The organism is Pediococcus ethanolidurans (assembly GCF_001437405.1).
GTDB lineage: Bacteria > Bacillota > Bacilli > Lactobacillales > Lactobacillaceae > Pediococcus > Pediococcus ethanolidurans.
Genome location: NZ_JQBY01000011.1, coordinates 56,801 through 79,215 on the forward strand (window position 1 = coordinate 56,801; position 22,415 = coordinate 79,215).

Below are 22,415 nucleotides of genomic sequence, written 5' to 3' on the forward strand. Positions count from 1 at the left end.
ATGGAAAATGTGCGCGAAGTATTAAAAGAACTTATGAGCAAACGTAAGCTAGATACTAAGTTTCAGGATCTGATGTCTGCTGTGTATGAGGATCCCGATGTTTTAGCATTTTGTCAGAAACACAAAGCAGAATTATCACCTGATAGTGTGGCTCGTTCAGCATCTAAGCTATATGAATATGTTCAGGAAAGAAATAAATATGATCGTCATGAACCAACTTTGATGCCAGGATACCAGCCGATTTTGATTGTAAATAATCATTTAATTGAGGTTTCATATCGACCGAGTAAACAGCTGTTGGCAGATGAAAAACAGCGTGCATTTAATTCACGCATAAAGTCTGTCAATATGCCTAAAATGATTCGACGGGCACGATTTGAAGATTTTTATCCAGATGCCAATCGTCAATCTGCTCTAAACGCGGCGTTGGATTTTGTTCAAGCCTATGAAGCAAACCCACAGCAGTTTCATAAGGGGTTATATTTATCAGGAAGTTTTGGTGTTGGAAAAACTTATTTGTTAGGTGCGATTGCTAATGAACTGGCGTCACAGGAATTTGTGTCTACTTTAGTTCATTTTCCTAGTTTTGCAGTTGAAATGAAAAATGCAATTGGTGAGAATAATTTAACGGAAAAATTGAATGCCATTAAAAAAGCACCCATTTTGATGCTAGACGATGTAGGGGCTGATGCAATGTCTAGCTGGGTGCGTGACGAAGTATTAGGAGTTATTTTAGAATATCGTATGCAAAATGAATTACCAACGTTTTTCAGCTCTAATTTTTCAATGGATCAATTGGAAAAAGAACATCTTCAGGTCAATCAACGTGGGGAATCAGAACCTTTGAAGGCTAAACGTTTGATGGAAAGAATTAAGTTTTTAGCTACTGAGATTACCATGGTAGGTGTTAATCGTCGCCAATCTTAATTACACAGTTCTTAAAATGAAATGTGAAATCAGTTATTGACTTTTTTTCAGAGTGTGGTTTAATTAGTTTTGAAATCAAAGAAAAGACATGATCATTGTTAAATCATCCAGAGAATGGTGGCTATAACTGGAAGCCACCTATGAGTGCCAATGACTACCACTTTTCTGAGCCTGGTGGAAATATCAGGACGGATTGTTCCCGTTATCGAACCCAATGAGATGCAGACAGATTGTTTGCAATCTTGGGTGGAACCGCGTTAATAACGTCCCGAGTACATGAAAGTGTATTTGGGACTTTTTTTATACCAAAAATTAGAAAGAAGCGAAGCAAATATGGCAAATATTGAAATTACATTAGCTGACGGAGCAAAACGTTCCGTTGCAAATGGTGCAAGTGTGTTAGATGTTGCAAAAGAAATTAGTGTTAGTTTAGCTAAGAAAGCTGTTGCTGGAAAACTTAACGATCAGTTGGTTTCTTTGGACCAAGAATTAAATGAAGATGCCAAACTTGAAATTGTAACTAAGGATTCAAATGAAGGATTACAAGTTGTTTGGAACACTGCAGCTGTAGTTTTAGAGGCAGCAGTTCATGAAATTTATCCTGATATTCATTTTGGAACAAAGGGAAATGTGGAACATGGATTTTATTGTGATACTGACAATGGCAGTGAACAAATTAGTGTCGATAGTTTACCTGCAATCGAAGACAAAATGAGAGAGTTAATCAAAGCTAAATTACCTTTGAAGCAAGAATTTTTGTCAGAAGCAGAAGTACTTAAATTAGTTGATGGCGACCCATACCGAGCTAAATTGACGCATGCACAGGCCAAAGATGATAAAGTTAGTGTTTATAAACTTAACGATAACGTTATCTTAAATAGCGGCGTTGTACTGGCTAATACTCAAGATGTTAAAGTCTTTAAGCTGTTATCTGTGGCCGGAGCTTATTGGGAAGGCAAGTCAAGTAATCCAATGCTTCAACGAATTTACGGGACAGCTTTTCTAAAGCAAAAAGATTTGGATGCCGAGTTAACACGTCAGCAAGAGGCTCATGATCGTGATCATCGTGTAATTGGTAATAATTTGGACTTGTTCTTTGTTGATCCTAAAGTCGGGGCCGGATTGCCATATTGGATGCCAAAAGGTGCGACAATTCGTCGTACAATTGAGCGTTACATTATCGATAAAGAAGTTGCGAATGGGTATCAACATGTCTATACACCTGTATTGATGAATCTAGATGCTTATAAGACTTCAGGTCATTGGGAACATTATCGTGAAGATATGTTTCCACCAATGGACATGGGTGATGGCGAAATGTTGGAATTACGGCCAATGAATTGTCCTTCACATATCCAAGTTTATAAACATCACATTCGTTCTTACCGAGAATTACCAATTCGAATTGCTGAATTAGGGATGATGCATCGATATGAAAAATCCGGTGCTTTATCTGGGTTACAACGTGTTCGTGAAATGACTTTAAACGATGGTCATACTTTCGTTGCACCTGATCAAATTCAAGATGAATTCAAAAAAATTCTTAGCTTAATGGTTGAAGTTTATGATGACTTTGATATTACTGACTACACATTCCGTTTAAGCTATCGAGATCCAAAGAACACGAAGAAGTACTTTGATGATGATGAAATGTGGAATAAGTCGCAAGCAATGTTAAAGGCTGCTATGGATGATCTTGGCTTAGACTATGTCGAAGCAGAAGGTGAAGCTGCTTTCTATGGTCCAAAGTTGGATGTTCAAACTAAGACTGCATTGGGCAATGAAGAAACATTATCAACAATTCAATTAGACTTTATGCTTCCAGAGAGATTTGATCTTCATTATGTTGGTGCTGATGGTGAAGAGCATCGTCCAGTTATGATCCATCGTGGTTTGGTTTCAACTATGGAACGATTTACAGCTTACTTAACAGAAATCTATAAGGGTGCTTTTCCAACTTGGCTAGCACCAAAACAAGTCACAATTATTCCTGTTAATCCAAAATTCCATGGCGCTTATGCAGAAAAATTACGAGCAAAAATGGCTGCTAAACACATCAGAGTCGATGTAGACAATCGAAACGAAAAGATGGGTTACAAGATTCGAGAAGCTCAAACACAAAAGGTTCCTTATGTATTGGTTGTAGGAGATCAAGAACTTGAAGCTGGGACCGTTAATGTTCGTAAGTATGGGCAAAAAGATTCTGAAAGCGAAAATAACAATATGTTTATCGATAGTCTTTTGGCTGAGATTCAAAATTATAGTCGTACAGGTGATAATGCCAAAAATGATGAACTTATTAAGTAGGACATTCTTGACAGATGTACGTGAATTTGATATTCTATATTAGTTGAGAAATTAAGCAGAGGCACCCGCTTCTCGCCTGAGTAACCTAAGTTGCTGGGCTAAAACGATGAAAAGACTGTGAATAGTCTTAATGGCGGGGTGTGTATGCACCTCGTTTTTTTCTGCCTTTTTCTTAAAATAATTTGGAGGTGAATTGCCATAGCTAGTGATATGATGGTCAATAACGGCATTCGTGCTCGTGAGGTACGATTAATTGGTGATGATGGCACACAATTGGGTGTGAAATCGAAACGAGATGCTTTAGAGTTAGCGGATCAAGCAGGTCTTGATTTGGTATTGGTTTCCCCGAAAGCTAAGCCGCCGGTTGCCAAGATCATGGATTATGGAAAGTATCGTTTCGAACTTCAAAAGAAACAACGAGAAGCTCGTAAACGACAAAAGACAGTCAGTGTTAAGGAAGTTCGTCTGAGTCCTACAATTGATACAAATGATTTTAACACCAAGTTGAAGAACGCTAAGAAGTTTATTTCAAAGGGTGATAAAGTTCGTGTATCAATTCGATTCAAGGGACGTGCCATTACCCATAAGGATATTGGTCGTGATGTTTTAAATCGAATGGCAAAGGAAATTTCTGATGTCGCTACGATTGAACAATATCCCAAGATGGAAGGGCGCAGCATGTTCTTAATGCTGGCACCAATTTCAGAAAAGTAAAAGTAGGAGGAACTTATTATGCCAAAAATGAAGACAAATCGCGCTGCTGCAAAGCGTTTTAAACGAACTAGTAATGGTGGCTTTAAGAGTGCTAACGCTTATACTAGTCATCGATTCCATGGAAAGACTAAGAAACAACGTCGTCAATTACGTGGATTGAGCATGATGGATCATACAAGTGTTAAACGTTATCGTAAAATGTTAGCACCAATTAACAAATAAAGTTCATTAATCTAGAAGATTAAAATGCTGGGTGACCAGTTTTAGGAGGAATTATTATGCCACGAGTAAAGGGTGGAACAGTAACACGTCGTCGTCGTAAACGCGTATTGAAGCTTGCTAAAGGTTATCGCGGACCAAAACATACTAACTTTAAGGTTGCTAAAGACCAAGTTATGAAGTCTGGTTTGTATGCTTTCCGTGATCGTCGTAATCGTAAAGGCGATTTCCGTAAGATTTGGATTGCACGTATTAATGCTGCAGCTCGTTTGAATGATATGAGCTATAGTCAATTAATGCACGGTTTAAAGGTTGCTAACATTGATATGAACCGTAAGATGTTAGCTGATCTTGCAGTTAGTGATGCAGCAGCATTTACATCATTAGTTGAGACCGCTAAAAAAGCCTTGGCTTAATAAAAAATCCTCGGATTGTTAAGTTATTTCATTTTGAAATAGTTAACAATCAACGAGGATTTTTTTGTTTAAAAACACTATTTTTTGTATGCCAGTCTAATTAGTTTTTTTAAAATCTTTTGAAATCACAATTTTACCAGGTTTATGATGACTATCAAGCAATGCCTGTCCTTGCACAACACCAGCAAGGGAAAAGGGTAATACTTTTGCAACTGGAATGTGTAATTGATTGTGTGTAAGTAACTCGGCCAAATAAACGAGTGCTTTTTTGTTTTGATGATAGCTAGCATCATTAAAATCAGTAACGGTCTGTGTTTCTCTTTGAACTTTGAAACTTGTTGAAAAGCCATTTAAACTAACTAATTGGCCATCAGATTTTAGTAGACGATAACCATTACTTGGTGTGAATTTAGTTGGTGTTGCATTGATTAGGACGTCTACCGGAGCATGATCTAAAAAATTTCGTTTGGAGAGTTGATCAGAAGAGATAACCAGATCAGTTCCAAGCTGAGTGACAAAATCAATATTCCTTTCCGATGCGGTAGCAGCCACGAACAGGCCCATTGCTTTGGCAATTTGTACAACTATTGATCCAACTGCTCCTGATGCACCTAGAACAAGAATTGAAGTGACATTCTCTAATTGAACTGCGCCTTTAAGTACATCATAAGCAGTTACGCCAGCACTTGGCACTCCGGCAGCCTCTGTAAATGAAATTTGCTTTGGTTTAGGAATGAGTTTTAGATGTGGAACGGACACAAATTCAGAATAAGCGCCATGAACCACGCGGCCCATAACTGAATCACCTATTTTAAATTCGGTGACATCTGGTGCAATAGCTACTACGGTGCCAGCAACATCACTACCAGGTATTTGAGGAAACTGAGGTGTGGTTTTGAACGTAATGGTTCCTTGTCGAAGCTTGCTATCATAAGGATTCATTGCAAATGCTTGCGTTTTAACAATGACACGTCCCTTGGTAGGTGTAGGTTGTGGCAGGGTAACTTCTTCAAAAACGTTGGGACCACCATATTTATTAAATCCAAATGACTTCATGTTGGTTAATCTCCTTTAAAATGATTTTTGATTTGTTGATAATTTTGACAGAAAAGGTTACTCCCTATGTTAACTCATTGAGTGATGAAACCTTAAACAATTTGATTTTTCAGCATTGTTATAAAGAGATATGAGTTTTTGTGAAGACTTTGAATGCAAAAATTATGAAAATCATCTATAATGATATGATAGTGTGTTTTAAGGAGAGTAGGATGATTGAGAAGTTTAAGCCAACCTGGCAATTAAATAAAATTTACAGCTTAACTCCAAGTGAACTCAAAAAAAATGGCATCAAGGCGGTTTTAACTGATCTGGATAATACCTTAATTGCTTGGGATAATCCAGATGGAACAAGTGAATTACGTGTCTGGATATCACGGATGGAGCAGGCAGGAATTCCAGTTATTGTAGTTTCTAATAATAGTCGTTCACGTGTTGAACGGGCATTGAGAAACATTCAATTACCATTTGTTTCAAGAGCTTTGAAACCTTTAGGGTACGGAATTCACCGAGCTTTAAAAAAGCTTGATCTTAATGCAGATCAAGTGGTTATGGTAGGCGACCAGTTGCTAACCGACGTTTTGGCAGCAAATACTGCAGGAACGAGAAGTATTTTGGTAAAGCCGTTACTAGATTCAGATGCTTGGAATACAAAAATAAATCGTTTTTTTGAATATTTCATTCAAAAAAGACTAGCTAAAATATACCCAGATATGAACTGGCAGGAGGAAATTAAATAAATGGATCAGGCCGAAGAAGAAGTTTATTGTATTGGATGTGGCGCAAAGATTCAAACAACCAATAAAGATCAACTAGGATACACACCTCAAAGTGCGTTGGACAAAGGATTAGAAAAGGGCGAAGTTTATTGTCAGCGTTGTTTTCGGCTAAGACACTACAATGAAATCGCACCAGTTTCGTTGACGGATGATGATTTTTTACGTTTGCTAAGTCAAATCCGTGACGATGATGCCCTAATTGTTTACGTTGTGGACATGTTTGATTTTAATGGTAGCATGATCCCCGGAATTCATCGTTTTGTTGGTGATAATCCTGTATTGCTTGTAGGCAACAAAGAAGATATTTTTCCAAAATCACTAAAACGAAACAAAATGAAAGAGTGGCTTAAACAACAGGCTAACTTACAAGGAATTCGACCAGTTGATGTTTTGCTAACAAGTGCAAAAAATCTTGATGAAATTGAAATTCTTTTGAATACGATTGAAAAATACCGTAAAAATCGAAATGCTTATGTTGTAGGGGTTACAAATGTCGGCAAGTCCACATTAATTAATCAGATTATCCGCATTAATAATGGTACCCAGAATTTAATCACGACTTCACGTTTTCCAGGAACTACTTTGGATAAAATTGAAATTCCATTTGAAGATGGAAAAATGTTAATTGATACCCCAGGAATTGTGCATGAGGACCAGATGGCACATGTTTTAACGGGGAAGGATTTGAAGTACGTATCGCCCCAGAAAACGATTAAACCCAAAACGTTCCAATTGGATGATCAACAAACATTGTTTTTCGGCGGGTTAGGGCGCTTTGATTATTTAAGCGGTCATGGTGCAGTTAGCACTTATTTTGAAAATAATTTAATGATCCATCGAACTAAATTAAGTAATGCAGAGAATTTCTATACAAAACATGTTGGAGAACTGCTTACACCTCCTGATAAAGAGGGCTTGAAGAACTTGCCAGAACTGCAAAGACACGAATTTCATTTAAATGAGAAGAGTGATGTGGTGATTGAAGGTTTAGGATGGTTAACTGTTCCAAGTCATTCAACTATTGCTATTTGGGCACCAAAAGGAATTTCAACAGTAGTTCGTCGGCCACTAGTTTAAACATTGAAAGAGGAAAATATGAATTTAAGAGGAAAACAAAAAAGATTTTTACGCAGTAAAGCACAACGCTTTCGTTCAAAATTTTCAGTAGGCAAAAATGGTTTGACACAAGCATGGGTAGACCAACTTGACGGTGCTTTGAATAACTATGAATTAATAAAAATTAACTTACAACAAAGTACAGATGTGACACCAGAAGAAGTAAAAAATTATATTGAAAGTCATACTGCCATTCAGGTTGTTCAAATTATTGGACATGTTTTAGTGTTATTTAAAGAGTCTGATGATGAGGATAAACGAAATATTTCGTTGCAGGTTAAAGAAATTTAAGTTAAATCAACGGAGTGTGAAAAATTTTGACTGGGACAAAGACTGTTCAACAGACAAAAATTGATGTTGAAACTGAATTAGTTAGTGATATTGTGCATAAACGAATCGGCCTATTGGGTGGTACTTTTAATCCACCACATTTGGGACATCTTATTATGGCTGAGCAAGTATGTACTCAACTGGGACTTGATCGGGTTGATTTTATGCCAGATTTTATTCCCCCGCATGTTGATGAAAAAACGGCAATTGAAGCTAAGCATCGAGTGGCAATGGTCAAATTAGCGGTTGAAGGTAACCCTAATTTTGGAGTTGAATTAGCAGAAATTAATCGTGGTGGTAAAAGCTATAGTTATGATACATTAGTTGCTTTAAAACGAGCTCATCCTGAAAATCAGTACTATTTTATTATTGGTGCCGATATGGTGGCTTATTTACCTAAATGGTATCGTATTTCTGATTTGGCAAAACTTGTTCAGTTTGTGGGTGTGAAACGACCAGGAGTGAAAGTTCATAGTAATTATCCAATTCTGTGGGTAGATACACCGACAATTGACTTAAGTTCAACGTTAATTCGGCATAAAATTACCAAACATCACTCGATTCGATATCTTGTTCCGGAAACGGTTTGCACATATATTGAGGAGCATAAATTATATGGAAAAAAATGAAACTATTGACTATCAAGAAAATTTAATTCCTTATACCCATGATCAATTGGTAGCGAAAGTTCAAGAAAAATTAGATGATAAACGATTTCAACATTGTTTACGTGTTGAAAAACAGGCAATCGAATTGGCCAATGAAAATCAATACGATCCCGAAAAAGCGGCAATTGCCGGACTTTTGCACGATTATGCCAAGCAACGATCAGATCATGATTTTATCAAGGTTATTAATGATAAACAAATGAATCCTGATCTTTTGGATTATGGTAATGCCATTTGGCATGGTGTGGTTGGTGCAGAATTTATTAAAGATGAATTGCATATCTTTGATGAAGAGATATTAAACGCTGTGCGCCGTCATACGGTCGGTGCACCTTATATGACTCAGCTGGATCAAATTGTCTATATGGCGGATTATATTGAACCTGGACGGGATTTCCCAGGAGTTGAGAAGGCTCGTGAAATTACTCACGCTAGTTTGAAAAAGGGCGTCTTTTTCCAGACACAACAAACACTTTCTTATTTAGTAGAAAATGCACGCCCTATATACCCTGGAACGATTGCTACGTATAATGCTTGGCAAAGTGAAAATTAGGAGGAAATTCATTGATAGAAAGTAAAACAATTTTAGAAACGACTGTGAAAGCAGCTGATGGCAAGCGGGCAGAAAATATTATCGCCCTTGACATGGAGAATGTCAGTTTATTGGCTGATTACTTTGTGATTATGAGTGCAGATTCAAAAAGACAAGTTGCTGCCATTGCGGATGAAATTATTGATCAAAATGAAAAAAGTGGTGTGACTATTCGTCACGTGGAAGGCCAACGTGCATCAGAATGGATTTTAGTTGATTTAGGCGATGTGGTTGTTAATATTTTCCAAACTGATCAACGAAAATTCTATAATTTAGAAAAATTATGGTCAGAAGCTAAAGTAGTTGATGTTAAAGATTGGGTTGAAGCATGATTTATCAGACCTTTGCTAAATTATATGATGATTTGATGGACCCAGCCATGTATGATCAGTGGCTGGATTTTGTTTCCAAAAGACAACCTGAAAAAAAAGCAGATTGGCTTGACTTGGCCTGCGGAAGTGGAAGATTAGCAGTTAAGCTTATTCAAAGTGGCTATCAAGTGTCTGGGTTTGATTTGTCAGAAGAAATGTTGGCCTTAGCAGATGAACATGCACAAGAAGCCGGGGTGACTCTGCCGCTGATTCAGGGAAATATGTTAGATTTAAGTGAGCTTGATCAGTATGATGTGATATCGTGTTTTGCTGACTCTTTTTGTTACTTACCAAATGACCGTGATCTTAAAGAGTGTTTTGCACAAGTTTTTCATCATTTGAAACCAAATGGAAAATTGTTGTTTGACGTTATTTCACCCTATCAAACGGATGAAATTTATCCTGGTTATATGTATAACTATGTTGACGATCAACAAGCATTTTTATGGACAACCTATCAAACAGAGGAACCCCATAGTGTGGAACATGATCTTACCTTCTTCATTAAAAATGGTACGAAAAATACGTATAGCAAAATTAATGAGTTGCATCATGAACGTACTTACGACTTAAACACGTATTTAACGTTGTTAGAGGCTGTAGGTTTTAAAAATACTCACGTTTCTAGCAATTTTGGCAATGGTTCAATTGATGATAAAAGTACGCGGTGGTTTTTCGAATGTACAAAGTAGGTGATTGAATGAAGGTGTGCAGTGTTATTGCAGAATTTGACCCATTTCACAATGGTCATGATTATCTCTTGAAGCAGGCACGGAAACTAACCAATGCTGACGTGTTAATTGTGTTAATGAGTGGTAATTTCTTGCAAAGAGGCGAACCTGCAATTATTGACAAATGGAAACGAACAAGAGAAGCGTTGACCAGTCAAGCTGATTTGGTAATTGAGTTACCCATTAGCGTTTCAATGCAAGCTGCTCACTTATTTGCCCAAGGAGCAGTTTCAATGGCTGCTCAACTTAAAAGTGATTATTTGGTTTTTGGCAGTGAACATCCGAAACTGAATTATAATTTTTTAGTTGATCAGTTCAAAGATCTGAAATTTGATAAATCTGAGTATGCTCAAAGTTTTGCTGCCCAACTATTTGAAACGTTAGCTCAAAAAACGGGAATTGAGTTAAAAACTGCCAATGATATTTTGGCGTTTAATTATTTTTTAGCAAATAAAAATAATATGACTTTAATTCCCGTTCCAAGAATGGAAGCTGAGCATTCAGATCATTCGTTGCATTTTGAACATTTTGCAAGTGCGTCTGCAATTCGTCAGGCTCGTTTTGAAAATCAGGACAACTTTATGGACTTTATTCCTGAACAAACTAAGATTGATCTAGAAGGCTCAGTCGTTAACTGGGACAATTTATGGCCATATTTAAGTTACCGACTGTTATCAATTTCTGAAGATGAACTACGTCAAATCTATGGAATTTCTGAGGGCATTGAAAATCGAATTAAAGCGATCTCGCCACAGAAGCGTGATTTCGCGACCTTTTTAAAGGCCCTGAAAACAAAGCGTTTTACGTATACACACCTACAAAGGCTTTGTTTGGCAATTGTTTTAAATTTAAAAAAAGAACAAATGTTGGAGCAAAAATCAGTTTTTCGTATTCTAGGATTTAATAAAGTTGGTCAACAGTATTTACATTACATGCAGGAATTAAATTTACCGATGATTAGTAAAATTGGTAAAAAAGAAGCTACAGGTGTTTATCGAACCACGTATCAAGTGGATCAAATTTATAGCTTATTAACGGGTGAAGAGCAAAATATTGGCCGAAAACCAATTATTTTACCTTGACTGTCAAGGAATTTCCATTGACAAAGAAATTTTGCACAGGTATAATTACATTCGTTGCATTAGGAGGTTTTTAAATGAATTGGTCACTTTCTGATCTTATGAAACACAAGGAACCCCTCCATTTTAATGAAAATCTTGATTTAAAAGAAGACTTGATTAGTCGCACGTCTGAGATTTTGGATGTGAACTTAGTTAAGGTTGATGGGTATGCAATTAAGGATCGGGATGCAGTTTTAATTTCTGCTAAAGTTACGGGAGCAATTGTGGTACCATCATCAAGATCGCTTCGCCCTGTAAACTTTAAACTGGATTTTACTGTTAATGAGTATTATGTGGAAGCAGGCACGAATTTAGATCGATTTGAAGCAACTGAAACGGTTTTGCCGGTTCAAGATGATCAGATTGATTTTTCTAAGGCTGTTGCTGATAATATTATTTTACAAATTCCGATGCAAATCTTCTCACCTGAGGAGCAGGATGGGAAAACACCCATGCCTGCAGGAGATGACTGGGAAGTCATTTCTGAAGCAGATGAAAAAGATGCGCAAATTAAACAAGTTGATCCACGTCTTGCTAAACTAAAAGATCTATTTAATTCAGAAGATTCTGATCCTAAGTAGTATTAATGTAATGTAAGACATAAAATTAACGGGAAACCGTAATTCTCTTAAAGGAGGTGCTATTGATGGCCGTACCAGCAAGAAAAACATCAAAATCACGCAAACGTAATCGTCGTGGACATATTAAATTACAAACTCCAGGTTTGGCACCATGTCCAAATTGTGGTGAATTACGAGTTTCACATCGTGTTTGCCCAAGCTGTGGATATTACGATGGTAAACAAGTTTTAGATGTTAAAAGCAAGTAATTAAATTATTTAGTTAAAAAGCAGGAAAAAGCCATGGTTTTTTCTGCTTTTTATTTTGCAATAAAATATCTTTTTTTAGAGTCAGTACTTTTGAGACGGACTCTTTTTTTGAGGTTTTTAGGATGTATTGGTGAACAATTACTTATGGCCTCTACAAGCCTTATAGGTGTACATAATCTTTTGACTAGAATTTAGTTATAAAAGCTTTAAAAGTTTTCCAGGAAGCTAATAAAGGGCTTAGAAACGCTATTCATGTTTATTTACCATATTAATAACGATTTTTAGATAATATAATTTTTTGGTGTATTTAATAGTCCGTTGTTTTTGTTGATTAATCACCGACTTAAAATTTTTATTAATTGGGGTAATTAACGCTTTTTTGTTTCTTTACTGTTCATTTAAGAGTGAAACCGATAAAATGAAAGTATAAAAAATTTAGGTTTAGAAGATTTGTGAAGGGGAACGTTTGATGAAAAATTTCATTTTTGATGTTGACGGAACGTTGGTAGACACTTTTAATATGTATATTCCAGCTCTAAAGGAGGTTTTGGATCGACATGGTATTCATCGAAAGATTCCAGAACTAGCTAAATATTTTAGTTATTCAGGTGATAGAACTCTTAAAGAGGTTGGAATTGCTAAAGAAAAACGAACTCAGGTTTTTGATGAATGGGCCCAAACAGCTGCAACTCGTTTGAAAAATGTGACGGTGTTTCATGGAGTTGAAAATACGTTAAGGTCAATTGCTCAAAAAGAAGAAACCTCCTTAGTTGTTGCAACTTCACGAACCAAATCTCAATATCTGGATCAGTTTGCAAATCGATTTACCATTCACCAATATTTTGATACCTATGTTACAGCGGATGATACACAACAACACAAACCAGATCCGGCACCAATCCAGGTGAGTATGCATCGAATGCAAGCACAGACTAACGACACAATTTATATTGGCGATTCTTTAAGTGATTTACAAGCTGCTCATGCTGCGCATATTAAATTTGGAAGTGCACTGTGGGGAGCAGGAGATGCAAAAATCTTGGCACAAGCAGATTATCAGTTTCAAGATCCGCGCGAAGTTCTTGAACTGTTGCCAAAAACAGATTAGAAATGTCATGCTAAGTTATTTGCTAATCAAATTTGTAATGAGCGAATTGTTTCCCAATTTGATTAATTGTGACAGAAGAATAATTATTGAAAATAGCATAAAACAAAAAAGACTGTCTTGAAACTATCACTCACATATAAATGTGAGTATAGGTATTCATGAACAGTCTTTTTAGATAGGATATCTGTTTGTATATAGCAATCTAGTGATTTTTAATGATTGTTAGTTTGATCGTTATTAGTTGCGTTTATGTTTACTCTTAATTTTTTCAACAGATACACGATTACGTCCTTCTCCTTTTGAGTTATAGAGCAATCGATCAGCACGTTCATAGAATAAATTGGAGGCACTATCGGAATTACGTAATTTTGCCACTCCCATCGAGACGGTAATTTGTAATTTTAAACCATTGATGGGAAACATTGTATAACGAATTCGATCTTGAAGATGATGACTAAATTTTGCAGCTTGTTTTAAGTCAACATTGGGTAACAAAATATTAAATTCCTCGCCACCAACTCGATAAACTGTGGCATCAGACAATTTTTGTGTTTCGGAAAGCAAAATTTTGGCAATCCCTTCTAAAATATTATTGCCGGTTAAATGACCATGTTCATCATTGACCCTTTTAAAGTGATCAACATCAAGAGCTATCATGCTAAGTGATTTTTCTGTATTATGATACGCCTGATATTGAGTCTCAAATTCTTTTTTAAATGCCAAATAATTACTTAACTTGGTTAGGGGATCAGTAGTGGCTTGCTGACTTAGAACGGTTAGCGAGTCATTTTCATCATTTAATTGCGTAATACCGAAATCTAAAACAGCATTCATAATTGCAAAGGCAATCCAGTAATAAAGAGCAGCTGTTACAGTTACTAATCCAAAGTATGGTAGTCGCAGTTGCCAGAAAGTGCCCCATAATACACCTACGATAATTATCTAACGTTCCCGTTAAGATGATATGCGAAAAATTATGTTTTCGAATAATACCAGTTATGAAACTGGTGACGAAATAAATAATAAACGATATTTCAATAAAGTAGATGGTTCCACTTGTGAATCCCCATAGAAAAATTCTTGCAATGAAAGTAATCACTAAAATGAGTAGACTGCTGCGTTGACCTAAATAGATGACAACATAAAACAGTAATAAAAGCCGGAAATCTACAAAGGCAATATCGTGGCCTTCTTGAGCAACTACGTATTCAAAATAAACACTAAGGGTTGAGAAATAGACAATACTAAGGCTGGCTAATTGACCAGAAAGATAGTTGACAGGATTGGAAATATGTCCGGAACGGGAAATTAATAAACGAACCAAGATCTGGAAAAAGATAATCACACCAAGAGTCAAAAAAATTCCGGTAAATAACGGGGATAGGAGCCATGTATGCTGAGTCAAAACTAATCATCTCTTTTAAAATTGATTCTATTGATTGTTACTAACTAAAAGGTAAAAATATGTATTAATTTTTTTGTGCAAAAATTAACCAACGTTATTGTTGTTAACGAATACAAAACGCCTTGCCTTCAAATATACCAAAGTTATTTGACGGTAACAAGAGAGAAAAAAGTAAAATTATTAAACAATCAATATACGAAAATTTACCGTTAAAAATAAAAAAAAGGAATTTGTTATATGTAGACGTTTCAAAATAAATACGATTAATCATATTTTGGTGATATTATTTGAATCAAAATAAATATTTGAAGTTTTTTCGAAGTTTTTCTGGTTTTGAAAAATAAAACCCATCACTCGTAAATAGACAAGTGATGGGTAAAAAAATATTAATTTAGATGCCTAGACACATCGATCTGCGTTCACAACTACAGCATCATCTTGAGTAGGAAGATAAACGGGTTTCCCAAGATCATAGCCCTGAAGCATATCAACTCGACAATGAGAGAGGATTAACAAGTCTTTTTTTGATTCAACGCCTTCGATGGTGAATAATTTTTGATGTTTAGCAGCTAATTGATGCCAGAACAGTAAATTAGGCATAATATCATTTAGAGATTCATAGGGACGAAAATTTTGAACTGCAAATTTGTATTCAGTGACATATGGATCTAATAGTTCAACCCGATTAATCTGGTTATCACCAGAACCAACGTCATCTAGAATAACGTGCAGATTTGCGTCAGCAAAATGTTTTGCTGCTAATACTAATTGTTCATCAGAAATAATTTGTGAACTGGAGTGTTCAGTCAATTCGATCGAAATACGGAGATAGGGAAGTTGCGTTTTGACAGCGAAAAAGGCACGGTAAAATCTAGAGTCAATGAACTGATCAATATCAAGATTGATCGAGACACGTTGCATTCCTTGTGAGAGCTGTGGTGCCGTTTTTTTGAGTAAATTGGTAATTTGGCAGGGAGTAAATCGACTGAAATCGTTTGGAACCCGCCAAAGGCCATTTAAATTTTCTCGTAAGAAAAGTTCATATCCAATCGGTTTTAGTGGTTCGCGTGAGTATCTAGGTTGTCCCCAGAAACGTATCATAAGGCAAATATCCTCCATAAATAAAGTGTGATAAATAAAAAGACTCATACTTGTCTCTCTCAAGTATGGGTCGTGTTCAATGCGTAACATTGACTGAGCAATTTTTTAATTGTATATACTAATAACTTAGTAAGTATATCATGCATGTCATAAAAAACAATAAAAATCATCTAAAAATTAAATGAGAATAATCTCATGAATCTGATTAGATTTCGAAAAAGTAAATCAATACTTAATTATATGTTACTAAAAATCTTCAATTCGGAGCCTAATTGCCGTGCTGCGGTTCACCTGTTCTTTATTTCAAATTTTTTTATGTCCCTAAAATGCAGTTAGGATAACTTTTATCACTGCTATTATATTAAACCACTAAAGGTTGAAAGTATCAAAATCACTTCAATAACTGATGTTAAACGACTTAGCCTATAAAAAATAGTCTAAAATGCCGTCTTTCAGCAAATTTGGGCTGGAACGTAGTGGGCACGACTTAGAGCCGAAATGCACGTCTCTAAGCTCGGCCTTTATCTAAGCGAAACCCGCTAAGATAAATGTCACTACTGAGCCCATTTGCTTCCAGACTAAGTCTAATCTTTGCAATTTACATAGCGATATAAAAGTTATTATATCAGTGTTACGAAGCATTGTTGAAGCATCAAACGTTCTTAGTCCGGAGGCGATTGGTCTCAGGGGTGAAATTATTCTTAGTAATTTATTACTTAGAATAAGGCCGAGTTTGAAGACAAGTGTTCTTCTTGGCTTTAAATCGTGCCCACCCCGTTCCAGACCGGATGAGCCGTAGGACGGCATTTCAATCTAATTTTGTTACCAAGAACGTTTTTATATCAGGCAACGAGATGTGTTTTGGACTTTCAACCTTTAGTTAAACATAAGACTTGTTATTTTTCAAACAAAAAATGATTGTATTAAAAGTAAAAACTCGATAAAATTAAGATAAATTGCTACATAAATCGGTTAAAAATCAGCAAATGAATATTGTTATATGCTATTGAAAATATCAGTGGTAAATGTGTTGTTGAGATTCAGTTTACAACAAAGAATATAGAAAACGATAGTTTAGATGACTGTCCGCTAACCATTCAAAAATGAAAGACTTACGAATGTTAATCGTTACTAGGACAATTCTTATGATGAGTAATTTTTTTTAATTACAGAAAATTCGGAGAATAGAAAATGAAAAAGGTTCATAAATTAATTTTGGTGGTTGTGTTTGGCTTGATTATACTGATTAGTGGCATAGTTGGTGTTTCTAAAACTCGGGTGCGTTCTCAACATCAGGATCAATCCCGCGTTCAACCATTTCTTAAAAAATATAAAATTGCAACGATCGAAAAAGATCAGAATGATGATGAAAAATATCGAATTACATTTGAAAAAGCCATCACGGTTCCTAGGGCAGAAAAAAGGCCAAAAATGAATTTTGAACTTTCATATACTGAAAATGATAAAGGCCAAGGGTCGTTTGATTTTACGGACCAGGATAGTGATGACTTGTTTGTTGCCCGTTTTGGAGCGAACTTCAGTAAGCATTATTTGAGTTTAAATTATAGTAATAATGACGATGATTTTAGTAAAGCGGCTGCTGCTGGATTTTCCAGTAATTATCGATTAAACTCAGAGCGTAATTTTTTAGGGAAAGCGCATACCAATTACACAATTGGTAGTCACCCACTGGAAACGAAAGTTGATCTAAAAAAAGATCAACTGGCATATGATTCTGCGATTCGGTGGACTTTTAAACATGAATTAAGTCCCAGAACAGCTAACGCATTGCAAAACTACTTTCGAAAAAATGCTTCAACTCTCTACAAAGGACAGGAAAAAGCATTGGCGGCAAGAGCTAGATCACAACGAAAAACAAACAAATCACTTAAGCAACGATTTTTACAGGCAACTTTTAAGCCTAGATATACTGATCAACAATGGCAAATGTATATTCAAAAACGGGCAGCATTTTTAAACTTATCGGTGGCCAAAATAACTAAGGCAGTATTAACGGATGACGAAGCAGTTAAATATGACGCCAAAATGGCCATGGGGGTTATGTATAATAACGAAGGTGGCATTTTAAACTCAGTTGGTTATCCAACGGAACAGCATTATTTCTTAACAACTAAAAGTGGTAGTAAATATCTGATTTTATTACCACTAAGACTATATAACCAAAAAACTTTAAAGAAGTGGCACTATTTCAAAAAAATGCCTACCTTTTATTGGTTGGGTGCACCAACTGCATATCCTAAATATTCGGAAATGGTCCTTTCAAATGAAACACCTAGTGCCGAGGTTGTCAGTAATAATATTACAATTTGTGCACAGAACAGTGAATAGGTCTGATGATATGAATAATATTTTAGCTAAAGAAAACAATTAACCTGAAATATTGTTGGTTAAGTAATGAAATCCTTTAAATGAAAATTTTAGTGAAAATAACCTCGTAATTGAGGTTATTTTTTTGCCTTCAATGTTGTTGCTTTTAGAAAAACGGAGTGATTTAGAAGATATATCGGATATTTATAAAATAAATATGTCTGACATAATATCGTAAATTCTGATTGTTAAAACAATGATGGAATAGAAATGTATCTTGTTTATCAAAGCAAGCTTAAGGTAGTGGGCCTTCTTTTATTGACACTTTTATGACTAGCGTGAAAACAGTTTCTGGACTTAGTGACTAACGTGTAGAAGTAATAGCTAGTTGTTTTATTTCAGTACAGAACTATTTTATTCCGTTTTTCATAAATAAATCTTCTGTCTAGAAAAAATACTATTTAAGCCGATTAAGGTTACATAAATAGTTTTTGATGAGCGAGATGTTTAAATATTTATTATTTTTTCCTTTTCCAGAACCTTTCATGATATAATTAAAGCGGTTACAATAGGCGATTTTTATAGGACTATAAGAAGGGGGCAGAACAAATTGGATGGAAAGCAAAGAAAAGGTAAGCGTTCAAGACTACAACGGGATACAGAACAGTTAAAAGAACACTATAAGATGTATAAAGTCGGGAAAAACTGGCTATTCGCGGGCATCGTGGTGTTCTTTTTAGGAACTGGTTTTGTTTTAGGTACGTCAAATGTTAAAGCAGATTCGGTAGAAACGGTTTTGACTACCGCAACAACACAAGCTTCTGATGGGGTAAGTCAAGCAGTTTCTGAAAGTAATTCGACGGTGACAAACAATTCAAATGCAAATAGTTATACTACTGACACGATTAATTCTTCGGGTACTGTAGAAGAATCTGTAAGTAGTACGGCTACTAGTGACGGTAATTCTGGATCTACGGCCGTTGATCAAAGTGCAGGTAGTCAAAGTGATGAAAAGGATACAACCTCGCTGGGTCATAGTAGTTCTGAAGCTACATCTGCGGTTCAGAGTCGTGAAGTTATAGAGTCTAATGAAGATGATGGCTCAACGAATACAGGCTCACAGACTAATGATTTTTCATCGAGTAATGCCACTCAAACAAGTCGTGGCAGTCAAAGCACAGCGAATGATAGCTTGCAGGCTTCAAGTAGCACGACTACTAGTAGGTCAGTAGCTAAAACCGCTAAAACAGTAAAATTGCGTGCAGAATCTTCCAGTACGGTAGTAAATATACTTGGACTTGATGTGACTGTCAGTGACCGAACAACTACCAATAGTGAGGGAACCGTATCAGTAACGGATAAAGTGGGAACGCTTGGAAACCTGACTAACATTTACGCAATAGCTTCTGGTTATGAAGTTAGAAATATGAATAATCAACAAGTCATGTATGGCAGTTCATCTGGAAGAAATCTTGTAATGTGTTATGACCCGACAAGTAAAGAAACTACATTTGCATTTGTAGAGGCAAATGGTGACATTACAGTCAACGAAAACGGAGAATTATTAAGTTTTACGTTTGAAGGAGATGCACGATCTCCTGAAGTTAGAAGACTCATAGAAAGTAATAGTTATGGTGATGATTATTATGTGGCATTGAACTATGGTGGTAGTAATGTAGATATTAATTTTGGATATGGAGAAGATAATTGGGACTATGGTGATTTATTTGCTACAAATAATAACTTTAATATTCCGGTTAATTACGTCGATCAAGATACTGGTAAGAACATCGCAGAAAGTACGGATGTTAATCTTTCAACTGGTTCCCAGTATGAGGTATCAGCAGCTATCCCACCTAGTGGCTATGAGTTAGTCGGAGTTCTTAAAAATGGAACTGACTATTCGGATGGAACACAAATTAATGATATTCAAATTGATAAATCAAGTACGAAAGTCGAGGGGACTATTCAAAACGATTTAGATAATAACTATTTGGCAGATTATCACATTATGCGTTACTTATCAGTGAATGGTAGTTATCATATCGCTTTGCAAGATTACACAGATCAAGGTGGGTATAGCTTGAAATCAAGTCCTGCTGATTTAGAAGTCAAACGAATTAATCAGGCTGGCGATGTTTTACTGACGTATACAAACTGGAATGGAGACGTGACTCAGTCCGAAATTATTCGGCATGGATATACGTTAACAATTACGGATCCTGATGATTTTTGGGGTGAACATACTAATGGTGGAGCAGCAAATAACTTACGTTCAATTCATAACGATATGAATCTGAGCACACCAGATGCCATTACGTTTGTTTATCGAAAAGTTGGAACTCAACAAGCAAAGTCAATAGTTGTAAATTATGTAGATGAAAGCGGCAACGTTATCACACAAAATGATGTCCTAAATGGTATTATTGGCGCTTCCTATGTGGCAAACGAAAAAGTAATTGTTGATTATCAGTTAGTGTCTGTTCAAGGCAACAAAACTGGTGTATTTACTGATCAAGAACAAACAGTTACGTTTATTTATCGTTTAAATGATAGCCAAGACACCGTGACAAATATTTTAGGTGTGCCAGTAACCGTAACAACCACGCGAACAAAAACAGATAATGGTAGTATTTTTGTAACAACAAGTGATGCACACATCGGTGATATTCAACATGTTTATGCCATTGTCAATTTTAGTGAAGTTAGAACAATCACAAATCAACAAGTTATGCTTGGAGCAAGTATCGCAAATGATGCACTTCAAGGTTGGGTGAGTTCCAATCTAGAAACGGGATATAATACGCGGTTAGTTTTGTCATATGACAAACAAACACAAATGACGACAGTGACCATGATTGATATAACGGGGCGGATTCTACTAACACCAGACGGTACTCAAATTGTAGCGAGTTTTACCCCAGATGAATTACAGAATGATCAATCTCCAGTTCAAAGAATTATTCAAGTGGGCGATAATTTGTATATGTCCGTCAGCTATGGTGGAGCCAATGTTGATGTTAACTTTGCAGATTTGATAGATCCAGGCGATGGATCGGCACCGTCTTATGATTGGAATCCTGGAGATCTCTTTTCGGTGCCAACCCAAAGTAATGTTAATGTGAAGTATGTTGATGCGGATACGGGTAAAGAATTAACGTCATTGCCAGAACAAAATTTAGACATCTCGACTGGCAACACTTATGTTACAGTAGCTGGTAATGCTCCTGATGGGTACCAATTAATGGGTGTGCTTAATGATGGAACCAAATATGTATCTGGAACTCCAATTGATATGAATGCCGTCGATGCTGGTACTAATAGTTCGAATGGCATCTATATGCCGGATTTTGACGAAAATTTGATGGAGAATTATACAATTTCCAGAAATATTGATGTTGGTCAAAGTTATAGTGTTATCTTACAGGATTACATTTATGGTAATGCGAATACAAATTATCAAATGGCTTACAATCCTATTAATATGGTTGTTAAGCGCTTAAATCAACAAGGTGATGTCAGTGTAACGTTAACTGATTTGATTTCTCATGATATAGACACGTTTGAAATTTTTCACGGTTATTCCGAGGTGTATAGCAACCCTAATGATTTCTGGAGTGGTTATCGAATCTTCATTAATCAGTTGAATCTTAATCCCAGTGCTAACGTTGTATATGTGTATAAGCACATGTTTGACTATGATGAAATGACGGCAAAACGTACGATTAATTATGTTGGTGCAGGTGATCTGACACCAAAGTCAAAAGTTCAAACGATTACTTACAAGATGGTTATTAATCGTATTACAGGTGAAATTAGTTATACACCGTCTGGCGTGTTTGATAAAGTTGGATCTCCAATAATTGCTGGATATGTTCCCGATCAAGCTGCTGTTGCCAAGTTTATTCCAACGGCAAGTATGACTTCACCTGATGATATCACTGTTATTGTAACGTATAGCCCAGCTATTACTTATGGAAAAATTAAGGTGACGCGAACAATTAATTATGTTGGTGCAGGTAGTAAAACACCAGAGACTAAGATACAAACAGTTGTATATAATACAGCTACGAATGAACTAACTAATGAAACCGCGTATACTCCGATTGGAATATATGAAAGGGTAAACTCACCTGAAATAAGTGGATACGCAGTTGATCAAATGGTAGTGCCAGAGTTTATTCCAACGGCAACGATGTCAGCTCCGTTTAACAATTCGATTACGGTAACGTACACACCAATCTTTGAATATGGTCAAGTAAGTATTACCCGAACAATTGAGTATGTTGGAGCAGGT

21 protein-coding genes and 1 other annotated feature are annotated in these 22,415 nt (G+C 36.1%); of the genes, 18 read left to right on the top strand and 3 right to left on the bottom strand.

The features are described from left to right. The 5 genes from dnaI to rplT all read left to right on the top strand — a co-directional run bounded on the left by dnaI (position 1) and on the right by rplT (position 4,583). Positions 1-927 (top strand): primosomal protein DnaI, encoded by a 927-nt coding sequence (dnaI, locus tag IV87_RS06100; RefSeq protein WP_057806425.1) that lies wholly within the window; start codon positions 1-3, stop codon positions 925-927. A 333-nt stretch (positions 928-1,260) separates the two neighbouring features. Beyond that, positions 1,261-3,234 carry a threonine--tRNA ligase gene (gene thrS / locus IV87_RS06105; RefSeq protein ID WP_057806458.1) on the top strand — a complete coding sequence of 658 codons (1,974 nt, stop codon included), beginning with the start codon at positions 1,261-1,263 and terminating at the stop codon, positions 3,232-3,234. A 47-nt stretch (positions 3,235-3,281) separates the two neighbouring features. Beyond that, positions 3,282-3,402: a sequence feature (ribosomal protein L20 leader region), on the top strand. 45 nt (positions 3,403-3,447) lie between these two features. After that, a complete protein-coding gene (gene infC / locus IV87_RS06110; protein ID WP_057806427.1) occupies positions 3,448-3,948 on the top strand; it encodes a translation initiation factor IF-3 in 501 nt (166 codons plus the stop codon). A gap of 18 nt (positions 3,949-3,966) precedes the next feature. Continuing rightward, positions 3,967-4,170 carry a 50S ribosomal protein L35 gene (gene rpmI / locus IV87_RS06115; protein WP_057806429.1) on the top strand — a complete coding sequence of 68 codons (204 nt, stop codon included), beginning with the start codon at positions 3,967-3,969 and terminating at the stop codon, positions 4,168-4,170. Between the two features lie 56 nt (positions 4,171-4,226). Continuing rightward, the gene (gene rplT, locus IV87_RS06120; protein ID WP_057806432.1) at positions 4,227-4,583 is read left to right on the top strand and encodes a 50S ribosomal protein L20; all 357 of its coding nucleotides are present in this window, start codon (positions 4,227-4,229) and stop codon (positions 4,581-4,583) included. A 96-nt stretch (positions 4,584-4,679) separates the two neighbouring features. Here rplT and IV87_RS06125 read toward each other — a convergent pair whose 3' ends face one another. Further along, entirely contained in the window at positions 4,680-5,639 is a 960-nt protein-coding gene (locus IV87_RS06125) for an NADP-dependent oxidoreductase (RefSeq protein ID WP_057806434.1), read from the bottom strand. Between the two features lie 212 nt (positions 5,640-5,851). On the opposite strand from IV87_RS06125, the gene IV87_RS06130 reads away from it, so the two are divergent. The 11 genes from IV87_RS06130 to IV87_RS06180 all read left to right on the top strand — a co-directional run bounded on the left by IV87_RS06130 (position 5,852) and on the right by IV87_RS06180 (position 13,284). Beyond that, positions 5,852-6,379, top strand: coding sequence for a YqeG family HAD IIIA-type phosphatase (locus IV87_RS06130; RefSeq protein WP_057806436.1), 528 nt, complete (start codon positions 5,852-5,854; stop codon positions 6,377-6,379). Next, entirely contained in the window at positions 6,380-7,495 is a 1,116-nt protein-coding gene (gene yqeH / locus IV87_RS06135) for a ribosome biogenesis GTPase YqeH (RefSeq protein ID WP_057806438.1), read from the top strand. It abuts the gene before it with no gap. Positions 7,496-7,513: 18 nt separating this feature from the next. Next, positions 7,514-7,825, top strand: coding sequence for a YhbY family RNA-binding protein (locus tag IV87_RS06140; protein WP_057806441.1), 312 nt, complete (start codon positions 7,514-7,516; stop codon positions 7,823-7,825). A gap of 23 nt (positions 7,826-7,848) precedes the next feature. After that, positions 7,849-8,493, top strand: a complete 645-nt coding sequence (locus tag IV87_RS06145) for a nicotinate-nucleotide adenylyltransferase (RefSeq protein ID WP_057806442.1) — start codon at positions 7,849-7,851, stop codon at positions 8,491-8,493. Next, a complete protein-coding gene (yqeK, locus tag IV87_RS06150; RefSeq protein WP_057806445.1) occupies positions 8,480-9,085 on the top strand; it encodes a bis(5'-nucleosyl)-tetraphosphatase (symmetrical) YqeK in 606 nt (201 codons plus the stop codon). The genes IV87_RS06145 and yqeK overlap by 14 nt, the downstream gene beginning before the upstream one ends. An 11-nt stretch (positions 9,086-9,096) precedes the next feature. Further along, the gene (gene rsfS / locus IV87_RS06155) at positions 9,097-9,456 is read left to right on the top strand and encodes a ribosome silencing factor (RefSeq protein WP_057806447.1); all 360 of its coding nucleotides are present in this window, start codon (positions 9,097-9,099) and stop codon (positions 9,454-9,456) included. Then, positions 9,453-10,187, top strand: coding sequence for a class I SAM-dependent DNA methyltransferase (locus IV87_RS06160; protein WP_057806448.1), 735 nt, complete (start codon positions 9,453-9,455; stop codon positions 10,185-10,187). Before rsfS ends, IV87_RS06160 begins: the two co-directional genes overlap by 4 nt. Before the next feature lie 8 nt (positions 10,188-10,195). Continuing rightward, complete coding sequence (locus tag IV87_RS06165) at positions 10,196-11,308, top strand: nucleotidyltransferase (RefSeq protein WP_057806449.1); 1,113 nt, start codon at positions 10,196-10,198, stop codon at positions 11,306-11,308. A gap of 74 nt (positions 11,309-11,382) precedes the next feature. Next, on the top strand, positions 11,383-11,928 hold the full coding sequence (locus IV87_RS06170) for a YceD family protein (protein WP_057806451.1): 546 nt from the start codon (positions 11,383-11,385) through the stop codon (positions 11,926-11,928). Between the two features lie 65 nt (positions 11,929-11,993). After that, positions 11,994-12,176, top strand: a complete 183-nt coding sequence (gene rpmF, locus IV87_RS06175; protein ID WP_057748399.1) for a 50S ribosomal protein L32 — start codon at positions 11,994-11,996, stop codon at positions 12,174-12,176. Between the two features lie 469 nt (positions 12,177-12,645). Further along, positions 12,646-13,284 (top strand): HAD family hydrolase, encoded by a 639-nt coding sequence (locus IV87_RS06180; protein WP_057806452.1) that lies wholly within the window; start codon positions 12,646-12,648, stop codon positions 13,282-13,284. A gap of 237 nt (positions 13,285-13,521) precedes the next feature. Here the strand turns inward: IV87_RS06180 and IV87_RS06185 are convergent, their stop codons facing one another. After that, the gene (locus tag IV87_RS06185; protein ID WP_057806453.1) at positions 13,522-14,118 is read right to left on the bottom strand and encodes a GGDEF domain-containing protein; all 597 of its coding nucleotides are present in this window, start codon (positions 14,116-14,118) and stop codon (positions 13,522-13,524) included. A gap of 970 nt (positions 14,119-15,088) precedes the next feature. Next, complete coding sequence (locus IV87_RS06190) at positions 15,089-15,790, bottom strand: EAL domain-containing protein (RefSeq protein WP_057806455.1); 702 nt, start codon at positions 15,788-15,790, stop codon at positions 15,089-15,091. A gap of 1,191 nt (positions 15,791-16,981) precedes the next feature. Here IV87_RS06190 and IV87_RS06195 point away from each other — a divergent pair. Continuing rightward, positions 16,982-18,139, top strand: a complete 1,158-nt coding sequence (locus IV87_RS06195) for a hypothetical protein (protein WP_057806456.1) — start codon at positions 16,982-16,984, stop codon at positions 18,137-18,139. Positions 18,140-18,728: 589 nt separating this feature from the next. Beyond that, on the top strand, positions 18,729-22,415 hold a 3,687-nt coding region (locus IV87_RS06200), incomplete at its 3' end, for a MucBP domain-containing protein (protein ID WP_082623532.1).

Coding starts and splice junctions, on each gene's coding strand:
- rplT (WP_057806432.1), top strand. CDS start 4,227: ATGCCACGAGTAAAGGGTGGAACAGTAACACGTCGTCGTCGTAAACGC.
- IV87_RS06170 (WP_057806451.1), top strand. CDS start 11,383: ATGAATTGGTCACTTTCTGATCTTATGAAACACAAGGAACCCCTCCAT.
- rpmF (WP_057748399.1), top strand. CDS start 11,994: ATGGCCGTACCAGCAAGAAAAACATCAAAATCACGCAAACGTAATCGT.
- IV87_RS06165 (WP_057806449.1), top strand. CDS start 10,196: ATGAAGGTGTGCAGTGTTATTGCAGAATTTGACCCATTTCACAATGGT.
- IV87_RS06125 (WP_057806434.1), bottom strand. CDS start 5,639: ATGAAGTCATTTGGATTTAATAAATATGGTGGTCCCAACGTTTTTGAA.
- yqeH (WP_057806438.1), top strand. CDS start 6,380: ATGGATCAGGCCGAAGAAGAAGTTTATTGTATTGGATGTGGCGCAAAG.
- IV87_RS06195 (WP_057806456.1), top strand. CDS start 16,982: ATGAAAAAGGTTCATAAATTAATTTTGGTGGTTGTGTTTGGCTTGATT.
- IV87_RS06180 (WP_057806452.1), top strand. CDS start 12,646: ATGAAAAATTTCATTTTTGATGTTGACGGAACGTTGGTAGACACTTTT.
- IV87_RS06130 (WP_057806436.1), top strand. CDS start 5,852: ATGATTGAGAAGTTTAAGCCAACCTGGCAATTAAATAAAATTTACAGC.
- dnaI (WP_057806425.1), top strand. CDS start 1: ATGGAAAATGTGCGCGAAGTATTAAAAGAACTTATGAGCAAACGTAAG.
- IV87_RS06185 (WP_057806453.1), bottom strand. CDS start 14,118: ATGAATGCTGTTTTAGATTTCGGTATTACGCAATTAAATGATGAAAAT.
- rpmI (WP_057806429.1), top strand. CDS start 3,967: ATGCCAAAAATGAAGACAAATCGCGCTGCTGCAAAGCGTTTTAAACGA.
- thrS (WP_057806458.1), top strand. CDS start 1,261: ATGGCAAATATTGAAATTACATTAGCTGACGGAGCAAAACGTTCCGTT.
- IV87_RS06190 (WP_057806455.1), bottom strand. CDS start 15,790: ATGATACGTTTCTGGGGACAACCTAGATACTCACGCGAACCACTAAAA.
- infC (WP_057806427.1), top strand. CDS start 3,448: ATGGTCAATAACGGCATTCGTGCTCGTGAGGTACGATTAATTGGTGAT.
- IV87_RS06140 (WP_057806441.1), top strand. CDS start 7,514: ATGAATTTAAGAGGAAAACAAAAAAGATTTTTACGCAGTAAAGCACAA.
- yqeK (WP_057806445.1), top strand. CDS start 8,480: ATGGAAAAAAATGAAACTATTGACTATCAAGAAAATTTAATTCCTTAT.
- IV87_RS06160 (WP_057806448.1), top strand. CDS start 9,453: ATGATTTATCAGACCTTTGCTAAATTATATGATGATTTGATGGACCCA.